At 46.2% G+C, this 14,597-nt stretch carries 11 protein-coding genes, 1 other RNA gene and 1 riboswitch; all 12 genes read right to left on the minus strand.

The features are described from left to right. Nucleotides 1-256 precede the first annotated feature (256 nt). On the minus strand, nt 257-1,069 hold the full coding sequence (locus AC3WTJ_RS31360) for a 5'-methylthioadenosine/S-adenosylhomocysteine nucleosidase (protein WP_492525061.1): 813 nt from the start codon (nt 1,067-1,069) through the stop codon (nt 257-259). A gap of 218 nt (nt 1,070-1,287) precedes the next feature. After that, a riboswitch (purine riboswitch) is annotated at nt 1,288-1,390 on the minus strand. A 796-nt stretch (nt 1,391-2,186) separates the two neighbouring features. Then, nucleotides 2,187-2,888: a DUF2711 family protein gene (locus tag AC3WTJ_RS31365; RefSeq protein WP_492525030.1), complete on the minus strand. Its 702-nt coding sequence runs from the start codon at nt 2,886-2,888 to the stop codon at nt 2,187-2,189. Nucleotides 2,889-3,541: 653 nt separating this feature from the next. Beyond that, nucleotides 3,542-3,906: a transfer-messenger RNA gene (gene ssrA, locus AC3WTJ_RS31370) on the minus strand. Between the two features lie 171 nt (nt 3,907-4,077). Then, nucleotides 4,078-4,560 carry an SsrA-binding protein SmpB gene (smpB, locus tag AC3WTJ_RS31375; RefSeq protein WP_127457097.1) on the minus strand — a complete coding sequence of 161 codons (483 nt, stop codon included), beginning with the start codon at nt 4,558-4,560 and terminating at the stop codon, nt 4,078-4,080. 94 nt (nt 4,561-4,654) lie between these two features. Further along, nucleotides 4,655-7,603 carry a ribonuclease R gene (gene rnr, locus AC3WTJ_RS31380; RefSeq protein ID WP_492525031.1) on the minus strand — a complete coding sequence of 983 codons (2,949 nt, stop codon included), beginning with the start codon at nt 7,601-7,603 and terminating at the stop codon, nt 4,655-4,657. 44 nt (nt 7,604-7,647) lie between these two features. After that, nucleotides 7,648-8,445, minus strand: coding sequence for an alpha/beta hydrolase (locus AC3WTJ_RS31385; protein WP_492525032.1), 798 nt, complete (start codon nt 8,443-8,445; stop codon nt 7,648-7,650). Between the two features lie 75 nt (nt 8,446-8,520). Then, nucleotides 8,521-8,757, minus strand: a complete 237-nt coding sequence (gene secG, locus AC3WTJ_RS31390; protein WP_029196004.1) for a preprotein translocase subunit SecG — start codon at nt 8,755-8,757, stop codon at nt 8,521-8,523. Nucleotides 8,758-8,869: 112 nt separating this feature from the next. Next, nucleotides 8,870-9,586, minus strand: coding sequence for a M50 family metallopeptidase (locus AC3WTJ_RS31395; RefSeq protein ID WP_492525033.1), 717 nt, complete (start codon nt 9,584-9,586; stop codon nt 8,870-8,872). A gap of 88 nt (nt 9,587-9,674) precedes the next feature. Further along, complete coding sequence (gene eno / locus AC3WTJ_RS31400; RefSeq protein ID WP_127457101.1) at nt 9,675-10,967, minus strand: phosphopyruvate hydratase; 1,293 nt, start codon at nt 10,965-10,967, stop codon at nt 9,675-9,677. Nucleotides 10,968-11,004: 37 nt separating this feature from the next. Then, entirely contained in the window at nt 11,005-12,543 is a 1,539-nt protein-coding gene (gene gpmI, locus AC3WTJ_RS31405; RefSeq protein WP_492525034.1) for a 2,3-bisphosphoglycerate-independent phosphoglycerate mutase, read from the minus strand. 1 nt (nt 12,544) lies between these two features. Further along, nucleotides 12,545-13,297, minus strand: a complete 753-nt coding sequence (gene tpiA / locus AC3WTJ_RS31410) for a triose-phosphate isomerase (RefSeq protein ID WP_492525035.1) — start codon at nt 13,295-13,297, stop codon at nt 12,545-12,547. Between the two features lie 27 nt (nt 13,298-13,324). After that, the gene (locus AC3WTJ_RS31415) at nt 13,325-14,506 is read right to left on the minus strand and encodes a phosphoglycerate kinase (RefSeq protein WP_492525036.1); all 1,182 of its coding nucleotides are present in this window, start codon (nt 14,504-14,506) and stop codon (nt 13,325-13,327) included. Between the last annotated feature and the right edge of the window lie 91 nt (nt 14,507-14,597).

The following is a 14,597-nucleotide window of genomic DNA, read 5'->3' on the forward strand; positions in this document are numbered from 1 at the left end:
ATCTTCCTCCTCAAATTGCAGATAAAAAAAGCACACATGCGAGCAGAAAACTGACTTCTACAGGCACGGTGCTTCCGTGTTATTGGATATTATATAATGAAATCATATCACATTTAACCAATTATTCACAACGGCTTCTCTTATCCGCTTAAATCAGACCTGGTTTTTGCAATAATCTCTTAACCAATCCCTCCAACTTCATATCCGAGAATGGCGTTTTCCAATTCTTCAACTGCTTTCCTTCAGCACCGCTCTATTATTTCTTCGGCAATGTGGAAATGTATTTTTTGACCACTTCATACACATATTCCTGACATCCCTCTGCTGTAGTTGGATCATATTTTCCACCGTTTGTCTTATTGTTAGAGAGAACCCTGATCCCCAGGAATGGCACACTATACGAATTAGCAATTTGCGCTGCCGAGGCACCTTCCATTTCCTCCACGGACGTGCCAAATTTGTCATGCAGCCATTTAATTCGATCAACCTCGTTATTCCAGAAGTCCCCTGAACCAATTGTACCCTCAACGACCTTTCCTTTCGTATACTTATCTTTGACGGCATTGGCTGCTGCCAATAGATTTTTATCTCCCTCATAAAAACGAGGTTTTTCGGCGTTCGGATCTTCCCCTGCACTTCCTTCAGAGGCCATCAAATCCATAGGTTTCCATAATGTTGGATCAATGCCCTGATTTACACCCTTGTCTGCCGCTTTAAATGAACCGATGTTGGTTGTTCTTTGTCCTAGAACGATGTCAAAAACATTTAAATTTGGATCATGTCCCCCTGATGTTCCTTGGTTAACAATAGCTATAGGGTTATATTTTTCAATAGCCAATGCCGTAGCAGCAGCCGTATTTTCCATTCCTTTGCCTGTTTTTGCAACGATAACAGGATAATTATCTACAGTCCCTTTATAAAATACAAAACTTCCCGATTTTTCTTCCGTAACATTTTCCAATCTTTTAGCAAACTTCTCAGCTTCAATTGGCATTGGACCCTCAATAATAATAGGTTTTTGTGCGCTAGTCTTTTGAGCAGAGCTACAGCCTACAGCTCCTGTTACCAGTAATGTGCCAACTACTCCTAACAACCCAAACTTCTTAAACAAATTAATTTCCCCCTTGATGTTCGATACACTCGATGAATTAAGCCCAACAAAAATCTACAAATAAAAAATGCCCTCTACACTAGACCCGGAACGGGAGCTAGACTTAGAGAGCAAAAGTATAAAATAAAGCAAAATAAAGTTTTGCCAAATTCAATGATGCGTTGGTCACAAACCAAATACCCTATACTTTAACTCGAAGTCCAGCTCATTCTAGGGAGCTGGGTAGAGACGCTCAGACCATATTACCGAGCATATACGAGTTATCCATTTTTTATTATGTTGAAAGTATAGCAAACTCACAGAGGAATCTCAAGGGAAAGACGAATGATATTTGATTACATTTGTTAAATGTTCGTAAATGAAATCAAATTTAAGTGAGAAAATAGAGACCATATGAAAAACTACCGGTTTTTCAATGATAAGCATTTCTACCACATACCTATCTATAAAAGTCTAACAGGTAATTTGTATCCATAATAACTTCACTTTAAAAACCCCTTTGCTAAAAACTACTTACTCCCCATTTTATAAAAACAATAAAATCCATATTTTATATGAATGATTATCCAATAAATACAACGGCATCTTCTCTTTGAAATGCTAACGGCAATTTTTTAAGTAACAGATCAATTCTTTCAAAAATATGACTTCACTGTTCCTCATTTAGATTTGATACTGCCCATTCTTTGATTTGTCGCAACTCAATTATTACGTTTGGCAAATCAGCTTTGGTTATATCTATACCAGTGGAAAAAGCAGCGAACCATTACATCTATGACCACCTAACTTATAAAATTGCTCTTTTACTGAAAATCCTCCAACTTTAAATCAATATTTCTTAACTGTAGCCTAAGATTAAAGTCCGTCGGTTGCTTTGGATTTGATGCAAACCAGACAGCATCTGCTTTTACCCAACGAACCCTATATTCTTCTATTGTTTCAGGTTTGTCCATTGCATCATCATCAAAACCTGACTGAAAACCACAGCAAGGGCATATTATCCATTTTCATATTGAGGATAGTCTTACGAACCCCCTTTTCAATCAAATCGTGCTTTCATTTAGGCACTTATTTATTAATTACCTAAACTCCAATAAATCTCTGTTTGGTCATTACAATAAAATCCTTCCAAGTTGCTGAAAGTAACAATTCTGTCTATTGTATTTCTGTCAGAACATACCATTGAAAAATGACTATCCCAATGAGTAGTAAACAAAATGTTATTGTTGTGAGTAAATAGGTTTAGATGTTGAGTGCCAAAAGGATTTTTATCATTAACCAAATCATCGATGTATTCTAACTTTCGTTCAGTACAAAATTCATCTCCAACCCAAATCCAGTCATGCCCCTCATTCTTTATTGCTTGCAAGAATTTATTTGTCAACAATTCAGGGAAACAGCCTTCTATTGGAGTAACTAATTTTTTTAGTTCACAAGTATCTTTAAGCACTCTAGCTAAGTTTTCATTTGCAAATTGCTTGTTTAACCCCAAAATCAACGTTCGTAATCCTATATCTAAGTGGTTAAAGTCACCAAGTCCAGATAGTTTTAAAAATTCTGACCATGTAACCAAATCGCATGTTCTGATAACCTCATTTTTACAAGGATATGTGTCATTGAAAAACGATTCTATATCAATTGTGACAGGTTTGATAAAAGGGTGAAAAAAAATAAAAACTTCTTCAAAAATCCCCTTATAGAAAGTTTTTATCGGCATATCTGCTGGACAACAAACTGCATATTTATGTGGCTCAGGTAGTACCTTTGTTTTGCTCACCAAATTATCATCACCCTTATTTTCAGTTAAAATTTGTCTCGATAAAATCATTCTTTTCTTAACAACGTATAGCTACCTTTCGCTACCTTCTTATTATATCATCAGCTTACAAATTAAGGATATTGATAGAACTCTTTTGTGAATGACAAGACATATTGCTGGTTAACGTAAAAATAGCCCCTTAATAAAGGCTTTCATCTTTTCAATTAGCTATCGTATCGGTAGTAATAAGAAAATTGTTTCTTTCAATGACATATTTTCAACAACTGCTTGCTCTGCATACGACACGCTAGAGTTAATGAGAAATCTTAAATCTCAAACTTTTCTCTGTAGACATCTCGTCTACAAATTACAATCGATTTGCAATTTTAACACTTCATGTCTACTATCCGTCTACAATTCCACCCTTAGACAGGTAAAAACCCGCTTACTGAGCGGGTTCCTAGTATGGAGGTGAAGGGAGTATTGAAATGTCCATCTAATTTGCTAACGAAGCACACTCAACGACGACTACATTAGCCGTACATTTCAATGCCGTGCTCCCTCCGCTCACGCTCCAGTCCGCGCGGGCGAACCCACTAGGGGTTCTACCCCCGTACCTCCTAATACAAAAGAAAAAGCACCCTCACGGGTGCTTCTTTCTTCTTTCTTTTGTATGGAGGTGAGGGGAGTCGAACCCCTGTCCGAAAATATCGCCACACAGGCATCTACGGGTGTAGTCACAGTTTTGATGTCACCCGAGCAGCGCGCCGTAACCCGCTCTGCGTTGGGTCAGCCTGATTGTCTTCCTACGTCCGACCCCAGGCGGAGACCAAACGTCGTATCCCACTAAGGTTGGGCCCCTATCCTAGCACATGGGCGATGCGAGGGAGGAGCTAGCTCACAGGTTATTAAGCTGCGAAAGCTAAGTTGTTGTTTTGTTTGCCATTTAATAGGCTTTAGCGTTGTTAAAGCGGACGCGTCCCCACTACCCGCAACCCGCGCTCGAACTATCCCCGTCGAATCCAAGAACACCCCCGGATTGCCTTCATTTCCGCTAGAGCGGAGAAGGTAAAAGACGAGCTGTCAGAGCGAAATTGCTCTTTGAAACTGAATCAATTGCTGTAGACCTAGTATAACACAAGCTGTGCAAAAATGAACGCTCAGGTTTGTGGAAGCCAAGGTGCTGCTTACCAATACCCTTGCCACGTTACCTGGCAATCTTCTGCTTCTCGCGCAGCGCACGTTGAATGTCGCGTTGTGCATCTTTTTTCGCTGCCGATTCACGCTTGTCGTACTGCTTCTTCCCTTTACCGATGCCGACTAAAAGCTTAGCATATCCATTGCGGATATACACCTTCAACGGCACAAGGGTGTAACCTTCTTGCTTTGCCTGGCCCAACATCTTGGCGATCTGCACCTTTTTCAAAAGCAGCTTCCGCGTCCGTGTCGGATCGTCTGGATTACTTCGGTTACCTTGCTCAAAAGGGCTAATGTGCATATTATGGACAAAAGCTTCCCCATTACGAATCGTCGAAAAGCTATCGCCAATGTTCGCTTTACCTGCCCGTAAGGATTTGATCTCCGTGCCGGTCAAGACAAGACCTGCTTCGTACGTTTCTTCAATAAAGTAATCGTGTGAAGCCTTTTTATTCTGGGCAAGCACCTTGCCATCTGCCTTCTTCGTTGCCACGTGAGATCCTCCTCCCGCAATTTCCTGCAGGTAAATACTGCTACAATGTGCATCCTATTGTAGCAAGATCAAGCCCGAAATGCAAGAAGCGGCGTTATCTCCGCCGCTTCTTGCTACCGCCACCGTCGCCGTCACTCCGGCGACGACCACCCTTGGCGAGCGCGTTCACGCCGCTCGCCCAATCACTGCCGCCGCTGCTGCGATCAGCAGCAGAGCCACCGCCCGCTTGGGCTTCGCCCCCAAGCGCAATACCTCCGCGGCCGCGCTTGCTCTCGCCGCGGCCAGCACCGCTGTCTGTCCGGCCTGCGCCGACAGATTCGAGCCTTGAGCTCAAGCTGCCGCCTTCGCTCAGCTTAGGACCACGCGCCTTCCCGCGACCACCGCCGGCTTTGCCGCGGTTTTCGCTCCACGGCGTGTTACCACCTTTCCCGCGGCGCGATTTGCCCTGCCCAGCGCCTTCCCGCTCTTGACCTGCTCTCGCACGACCAGCACCTTCGCCTCGCTCTTGACCTGCTCTCGCACGACCTGCGCCTTCACTTCGCTCTTGACCTTCTTTCACACGTCTAGCCGCGCCTTCTATACGTTCTTGACCCGATCTCACACGCCCAGCAGCCCCACCATCACGGCCCGCACGCGCCCCATCAGTTGCACCAACAGCACTACCTTCTCCTCGACCACGACCCGCTCCTACACGAGCTCCATCAGCCGTACCCACAAGACCTCCATCGTTGCGTCTCCGCCCCGCACTCTCACCCTGAGACTTAGAGAAGCCACCTTTACCTTTCGTATAGCCGCCCTTGCCCTTCTCCGGCTTGCCTTTGCCGCCACGGAAGCCCTTGAAGCCTGCCGCTCCTTTGAACGGCTTGCCGCCTCCACCGCCTCGGCTATAACTACCTTCTTTGCGAGGCTTCATATCCAGCAACTCAAAATCAATCGTATGCTCTTCCATATTTACGCGAGCTACACGGACTTTAATTTCATCGCCAATCCGGTAGATCTTGGATGTGCGCTCTCCAACGAGAGCAAACTGTCTCTCATGGAAGTTATAGTAATCATCGGTCAAATCGCTCAAACGGATCAAGCCCTCAACGGTATTGTCCAATTCAACGAACATCCCGAAGCCGGTTACACTCGAAATAATGCCCTCGAACTCTTCGCCCACTTTATCCAGCATATATTGAGCTTTCTTGAGTGCCTCTGTTTCACGCTCTGCATCTACAGCTACACGCTCGCGTTCCGATGATTGCTGCGCAATATCGCTCATGCGGGAAGCCAAATATTCATGGCGGGCATCAGACAAAGTACCGTTTTCCAACACTTCGCGAATGACCCTGTGAATGATTAGATCGGGATAACGACGAATCGGAGAGGTAAAGTGGGAATAAAATTCCGCCGCCAAGCCAAAATGCCCCAAACTTTGAGCATCATAACGAGCCTGTTTCATCGAGCGAAGCATAATTTTGCTAAGAACAGTCTCTTCTGGCGTCCCCTTAATGTCTTCGAGTAAGCTTTGCAGCGCACGTGGATGTACGGAATTGCCCTTCCCTTTGACTGAATACCCGAAGTTCGTCACGAACTCCATGAAATTCATCAACTTCTCAGCATCAGGATCTTCATGAACACGGTATAAGAAAGGTACTTTCATCCACGAAAAATGCTCAGCAACCGTTTCATTCGCAGCCAGCATGAACTCTTCGATCATCATTTCCGCGACAGAGCGCTCTCTTTTCACGATATCGGTCGGTTTACCGTCTGCATCTACCAGAATTTTAGACTCTTCAAAATCAAAATCAATCGCACCGCGCTTCATCCGTCTGCCGCGAAGTCTAGCTGCCAGCTCTTCCATCCGCTTAAAATCTTCCATCAAATACGCGTAACGCTCCACAAGCTCAGGCTCAGCCTCACCCGTCAAAAGCTTACGCACATTCGTATAGGTCATTCGCTCGCTAGTCTTAATTACACTCGTAAAAATCTCATGATTAACAACCTTAAGATTCTCATCGAATTCCATTTCACAAGACATCGTCAAGCGGTCTACTTTGGGGTTAAGCGAACAAATCCCGTTCGACAAGCGATGCGGAAGCATAGGAATCACACGATCCGTCAAATAAACGGAGCACCCGCGGTTATAAGCCTCAATATCCAGCGCCGTGCCTTCCCGAACATAGTAACTTACATCGGCGATGTGAACGCCTAATTTATAATGGCCATTCTCCAAAAGCTCTACATTAACCGCATCGTCCAAATCCTTGGCATCTTCACCATCAATGGTGACGATCCGCTTCGAGCGAAGATCGCGGCGCCCCTGGCTAACAATCTCATCTTCCGTAATCGAATCCGGTGCTGCATCTGCTTCTTCCAGCACTTCCTCTTTGAAAGCCTCCGGCAGCTGGAACTTGCGCACAATCGCCAGAATATCAACACCTGGATCGTCCTTATGGCCAAGGATCTCAATAACTTCCCCTTCAGCCGCAGAGCGACCTTCTGGGTAGTTCACAATCTTGACTACAACCTTCTGCCCCGTCACTGCGCCATTAAAAGCATGCTGAGGAATGAAAATATCTCTCGTCATCCGCTTATCGTCAGCAATAACGAAAGCATACGTATCCTGTCCCTGAAAAACGCCCACAATCTGCGTATTGGCGCGAGTAATGACCCGCACAACTTCGCCTTCCAAGCGGCCCCCGCCTTGGCTTCTGGACGTTATTTTCACGAAAACAATGTCACCGTTCATAGCCGTATTCAAATCATGTGCATTGATGTACACATCCGGGTGCTCCCGGTCTTCCGGAATCAAGAACGCGAAGCCTTTCGCATGGGCTTGCAGTCTTCCTCTTACCAAGTTCATGCGCTCCGGCACGCCATAACGGTCATTCCCGCCTCGAACCACGTGACCGGTTTCCTCTAAACGATTTAATAATTTAATAAACTCCTTGAACTCTTCCGCTCCTGCAATCCTGAAATGCTTTTCGAGCTCTTTATAAGACATAGGCTTATAAGCCTCATCTCGCATCAAACTAATAATATCTTGATCTGTTGTCATATACACTCTTCACCTTCTTGTTGTTGTTGAGCTTCGTCCTACACTCACCGTACCCGTTCCTTTACTCCATAGTATGCCACTTGTAGAGAAAGGATAAACGCCGCAATATCGGCATAAACAAGCTCTCTCTCTTGATCCAGCAGCAAACCGTGCGATGATTTCGCATAATAACGAAGCTCTTTGCTTTCAGAGCGAGTGCGTTCATATAAAAACGCTGCGCTTCCCTGATGGACGACACCATCCCTGCCCCCCTGCCCGATCCAGATCGGCGCTTTTACTTGAGGCAGCAAACCTTTTACATGTTTCAAAAGTTTTCGCAAACTAACGACGCAGCGAATCGGCGTTTTGGTATATGCACATGACTCATCTAATAGCGTGGAGAGTGTTTTGGGCTTCTTATTTATGTATTTGATAAAATACTGCATAATGACCGCCAGCGCCGATTTTCTTGACGTCAGAAAGATCGGCGTAGCCAGCGAGATCACGCCTGCCACTTGACGCTCAACCGCCAGCTTCAGGGCCAACAGTCCGCCCATCGAATGCCCCATCACGACGACACTTTTGCATTTAGCCGCAAGCTCATCATAATTCTCCAGCACATGCCCATACCAATCCGTCCATCCGGTTCGTAGCATATCTTCCGGTGACGTTCCATGTCCGGGAAGCCTCACTGCCTGGATCGTGTAGCCCTCATCCCCCAGCTCATACCCAATCCGTCGAAATTCGGAGGGCGATCCCGTGAACCCGTGAATCATTAATATGCCTGTTGTTTGCTTCGTCCCTTTGCCTGTCCAGAAAAAAGGCTCCGTGGATTTGTAAACTCTGCTTTCGATGGTAAACATCTCCTACCTATAGGCCCGTTTAAAATGAAAAAACAGCAGGAGTAGATTTCCCCTGCTGTTATCGTTTTATGTGTGTTAGGCCTTCACTACGTATGCTACGACAATGGAAAGAATGAAAAATGCAGCAGCAAGCCCCATCGTGAAACGGGACAAGAAAAGTTCTAAACCTCGTGCTTTTTGTTTACCAAATAAGTGCTCCGCACCACCGGAGATGGCACCGGACAACCCTGCGCTTTTACCTTTTTGTAGAAGAACAATCGCAATTAATCCGACTGAAGCTATGATCAACAAAATTTTCATAAAGATTACCATGTTTATTAGCACCCCAATTGCCTGTACTTTTGCTTATATGACTAGCATGAGTATTTTAACACAGTTCGTCCTAGAAAACAACAAAAGAGGTGTTTGGACGTTTTGCTACGTTTTAATCACGGTAGGAATAGGCCGATGATTGGCGATTGGCGCTTCTTGATCTCTTATTTCGCCCAAGAAAAGCCTGAACCGCTTGCTTCGCACACCACAACGCGAAGAGTGTAAAGATAATCGCCCACACCATGGTCGGAACCCCTGTATGAAGCGCTAAATTCGTGGCATCCCCAGCTTGCCGTGCATCTCGCGACGCAGCTTGGATCAAGTAAATCGGTCCAAATACGGACTCCTCCAAGCATAGAAAAGCGAGCAGCAAGTAATAAAAATTGCGCAGCCATTTCAGTGGAATAGCCATCATAATGATCGTCAACGCAATAAAACCGATTAAGAACATGATCCCGAAGCCATTCCGAACGAATAAGAGCAAGGAAATGGCGGATATCGCAATCATGACCAGAAAACCGACCTGCTGCTTCCCTCTGGCAAAGGCTGAGAACAGGAACCAAGCAAATACGGAAGCTGTCGTATATCCGGCCAAAGCTACAGGAATAATCGACCACGATCTGGCTTGGGAAATCGCCGAAAGCGTGACACCGCTGTGGTTGGCGTACAGCTCAATTCGCTGCACTTGACCAGACAGCGCCAACGTTACCACCGCATGCCCAAACTCGTGAACCATTGTATCCAGGTTACGAAAAAAAGATGAGGGGATCCAATGTGTAAGCAAGGCAGAACCTATCAGAAATAAAATAGTCTTCACCCAATTGCTCAATACAATGACCCCCTCGGTCGCACAGCCAGATAATGACACAAGTCACTATCCGGCTCTGCTGTTATTTAGTTATTTACTACGAAGCAACTTATTTAAAGTTTCTCAAGTTGTAGAAAGCTTTTTTACCCGCATATTGAGCTACGCTGAACAACTCGTCTTCGATACGAAGAAGTTGGTTGTACTTCGCAACGCGGTCTGTACGGGAAGGAGCACCTGTTTTGATTTGACCGGCATTTGTAGCAACCGCGATGTCAGCGATTGTGCTGTCTTCGCTCTCACCGGAACGGTGGGAGATAACCGCTGTGTAACCAGCGCGTTTTGCCATTTCGATCGCATCAAAAGTCTCAGTAAGCGTACCGATTTGGTTTACTTTTACCAAGATGGAGTTACCGATGTTTTGCTCGATACCTGTGGAAAGACGCTCAGTGTTCGTAACGAACAGATCGTCACCAACGAGTTGAACTTTGTTACCCAATTTCTCAGTAAGCAATTTCCAACCTTCCCAGTCATCTTCGGAGCAGCCGTCTTCAACTGTGATGATTGGGTATTTATCAACCCATGCAGCAAGGAAGTCAACCCACTCAGCGGATGTGAATGTTTTGCCTTCGCCTTCAAGTACGTATTTACCGTCTTTGAAGAACTCTGTGGAAGCAACGTCCATACCCAAGAATACGTCAACACCTGGTTTGTAACCAGCTTTTTCAATCGCTGTAAGAATAGTTGTGATCGCTTCTTCGTTGGACGTGAAGTTAGGAGCGAATCCGCCTTCGTCGCCAACAGCTGTGTTAAGGCCTTTGTCTTTCAATACGGATTTCAAGCTATGGAAAATCTCTGCGCCAATGCGAAGAGCTTCTTTGAAAGTAGGTGCGCCAACTGGTAGAACCATGAACTCTTGAACGTCAACGTTGTTGTCGGCATGCGCCCCACCGTTGATGATGTTCATCATTGGAACTGGAAGTGTTTTGGCATTGAATCCACCAAGGTATGTGTACAAAGGAACATCCAAAGCGTCAGCAGCAGCGCGAGCTACAGCCATGGAAACAGCCAGGATTGCGTTAGCGCCTAATTTTGCTTTGTTCGGAGTACCGTCTAGCTCGATCATTTTAGTATCGATACCAACTTGATCAAGTGCATCCAAGCCAATGATTTCAGGAGCGATGATTTCGTTAACGTTGTCAACGGCTTTCAGAACGCCTTTACCAAGGTAACGGCCTTTGTCACCGTCACGAAGCTCAACAGCCTCGTACGCGCCTGTGGATGCGCCAGATGGAACGATAGCGCGGCCAAATGCGCCGGACTCTAGATAGACTTCAACTTCAACCGTTGGGTTACCGCGGGAATCCAATACTTCGCGTGCATAAACATCAGAAATAATAGTCATTGTAGAAAACACTCCTTTTATATAATTAATTTGGTTGCTATTTCTTAAGGATTGTAGTCCCGGTCATTTGTTCCGGTTGTTTAACCTCTAAGAAGTCCAGCAATGTTGGGGCAATATCTGCCAAAATTCCGCCGTCTCTTAGTGTAACAGATTTGTCCGTAACAATAAAAGGGACCGGATTTGTTGTATGCGCCGTATTGCGTGTACCGTCCGCATTCGTGACGACATCGGCGTTCCCGTGATCGGCTGTGATGCAGACAACTCCGCCTTTGGCAAGAACCGCTTCCACCACTTTGCCCAGACACTCGTCTGTCGCTTCGATCGCTTTCACCGTCGGCTCCAGCAAGCCGGAATGGCCAACCATGTCAGGGTTTGCGAAGTTCAGGATGATCGCGTCATGACGTTCCGCTTCAATCTCTTTAACAACAGCATCAGCCAGTTCATAAGCGCTCATCTCTGGCTTCAGGTCATAGGTCGCAACTTTCGGCGAAGGAATAAGCAAGCGAGTTTCGCCTGGTAGTTCCGCGTCGCGTCCGCCACTAAAGAAGAACGTTACGTGCGGATACTTCTCGGTTTCAGCTGCACGAAGCTGCTTCAAGCCGTTCTGAGCCAGCACCTCGCCAAGCGTGTTGTCGAGATCCTTCGGTTTGTAAGCTACGAAACCGTCAACAGACTCGCTGAACAACGTCAGACATACGTAGTACAAGTTTTTAGCCACTTTAGGACCACGGTCAAAACCACGGAAGTCTTCATTCGTGAAGACTTGCGAAAGCTGGATCGCACGGTCCGGACGGAAGTTGAAGAAGATAACGGCATCGCCGGATTCAACAAGACCTACAGGTTTGCCATCCTCGCCTACGATAACCGTTGGCATAACGAACTCGTCGAAGATGGATTTTTCGTAAGATTCAACAATAGCTTTCATCGGATCGGTGTAGGCTGGACCTTCACCGTAAACCATGGCGCGGTAGGATTTCTCCGTACGCTCCCAACGTTTGTCGCGATCCATTGCATAATAGCGTCCTTGAACGGTCGCAATTTTACCTACGCCAACTTCAGCGATTTTCTTCAGAAGGCGCTCCATGTAGCTCTTCGCAGAATCTGGAGCTACGTCGCGGCCGTCGAGGAACGCATGGATATACACTTCATGGAAATCTTCTTTTTTAGCTAGGTCCAGCAAAGCGAACAAATGCTCAATGTGGCTGTGCACGCCGCCATCGGAAAGCAGCCCGTAAAGGTGCAGCTTTTTGCCGTTCTCTTTGGCATGACGTACAGCGCCTACGATTGTTTCATTGTCGTAAAATTCGCCGTCACGAATCGATTTGGAAATCCGCGTCAGATCCTGATAAACGATACGGCCTGCGCCGATATTCAGGTGTCCTACTTCAGAATTCCCCATCTGGCCTTCAGGCAAACCTACAGCTTCACCGCAAGCTGTTAGAGTTGTATGTGGATAACTTGACCAGTAACGGTCATAGTTCGGCTTTTTGGCATGAGCAACGGCGTTCCCCTGCTCTTCCGAACGAAGTCCGAAGCCATCGAGAATAATGAGTGCTACCGGTTTCGGTCTGGACATATTACTTCGCCCCCTGGACGAGTTGGATGTACGAAGCAGACTCTAAGCTTGCTCCGCCAACAAGTGCGCCATCGATATCAGGTTGCGCCATGTATTCAGCAATGTTGTTAGGCTTCACGCTTCCGCCGTATTGGATACGAACCGCGTCTGCTACGGAAGCGCCGTAAAGGCCGCTCACAAGTTCACGGATGTAGCCGATAACGTCTTGTGCATCAGCAGCTGTGGAGGATTTGCCAGTGCCGATCGCCCAGATTGGCTCGTAAGCGATAACCACTTGTGCTGCTTGCTCTGCGCTAAGGCCAGCAAAAGCTGCTTCTGTTTGCACTTTGCAAACATCTTTGGTTTGGCCCGCTTCGCGCTCTTCCAGCTTCTCGCCTACGCACAGGATCGGTTTCAAGCCGTGTTTGAAAGCCGCAGCGACTTTCTTGTTTACGATTTCGTCCGTCTCAGCGAAGTAAGCTCTACGCTCGGAGTGACCGATAATGACATACTCCACACCAAGATCTTTCAGCATAACGCCGGAGATTTCGCCTGTGAACGCGCCATTGTCTTCGAAATGCAGGTTTTGTGCGCCTACGTGCACGTCTGTGCCTTTTACTGCTTCAACCAATGCAGGCAGGTTTGTGAATGGAGAACAAATTACGCTTTCTACACCTTCTACCGTGCTGCCTTTTACTTCGTTTACAAAGCTAACAGCTTCGGAAACAGTTTTGAACATTTTCCAGTTACCCGCGATAATCGGTTTTCTGCTCATTCGGATATGCTCTCCTTTGATAATAAATTATTTATCGTTCAAAGCTACAACGCCTGGCAATGCTTTACCTTCCATGAACTCCAAGGAAGCTCCGCCGCCTGTGGACATGTGGTTCATTTGTTCAGCCAAGTGGAATTTCTCCGTTGCTGCAGCAGAATCGCCGCCGCCAATTACTGTGTAGCCTTCTGTTTTTGCGCAAGCCTCAGCAACTGCACGTGTACCATGGGAGAAAGGCTCGATTTCAAATACGCCCATCGGTCCGTTCCAAACAACCAGTTTGGATTTCGCGATAACGTCAGCATAAAGTGCACGTGTTTTAGGTCCGATGTCAATGCCTTCCCAATCCGCAGGAATGCTGTCAATATCAACGATTTGCGTGTTCGCGTCTGCGCTGAATTTATCCGTAACAACGATATCTACAGGAAGCAGGAAGTTAACACCTTTTTCTTTGGCTTTTGCAATAAAGCTAAGCGCCAAATCAAGCTTCGAGTTGTCCAGAAGTGATTTACCGATTTCGTAGCCTTGTGCTTTCAAGAATGTATAGGACAGACCGCCGCCGATCAAGACGTTGTCTGCAATGTTCAGGAGGTTTTCGATGACTGCGATTTTGTCTTTTACTTTGGAACCGCCGACGATCGCTGTGAAAGGACGCTCAGGGTTATTCAGTGCTTTGCCTAGAACATCAAGCTCTTTTTCCATCAAAAGACCGGAAACAGCCGGTATGTACGCAGCAATGCCTGAAGTTGAAGCATGTGCACGGTGAGCTGCACCGAATGCATCATTGACGAACAGATCAGCCAGATCAGCGAAAGCTTTTGCCAATTCAGGATCATTTTTCTCTTCGCCTTCGTTGAAACGAACGTTTTCAAGCAAAAGAACGTCGCCATTTTCAAGCGCATCCACTTGTGCTTTCACGATTTCACCAACGGATTGATCCGCTTTGATCACGTTTTGGCCAAGAAGCTCAGCCAATTTTACAGCCACCGGTGTTAAACGAAGCTCTTCGACCACTTGTCCGTTTGGACGGCCAAAATGCGCAGCAAGAATAACTTTAGCGCCTTGCTCTACCAAGTATTTAATCGTAGGGATCGTTTCTCTGATACGTGTATCGTCCGTGATTTGACCATTCTCTACAGGTACGTTGAAATCAACGCGAACGAATACTCTTTTACCAGCTACTTCAACATCGCGAACACTTTTCTTACTCATAAGTTAAAGCCTCCTGAACGTATATGGTTTACTTCCGTACTTCCTGTTTCCGATCAACTTATATAGGCAACAATCGCACATAAAGAGGAGA

The organism is Paenibacillus sp. FW101-FHT12H11 (genome assembly GCF_058790355.1).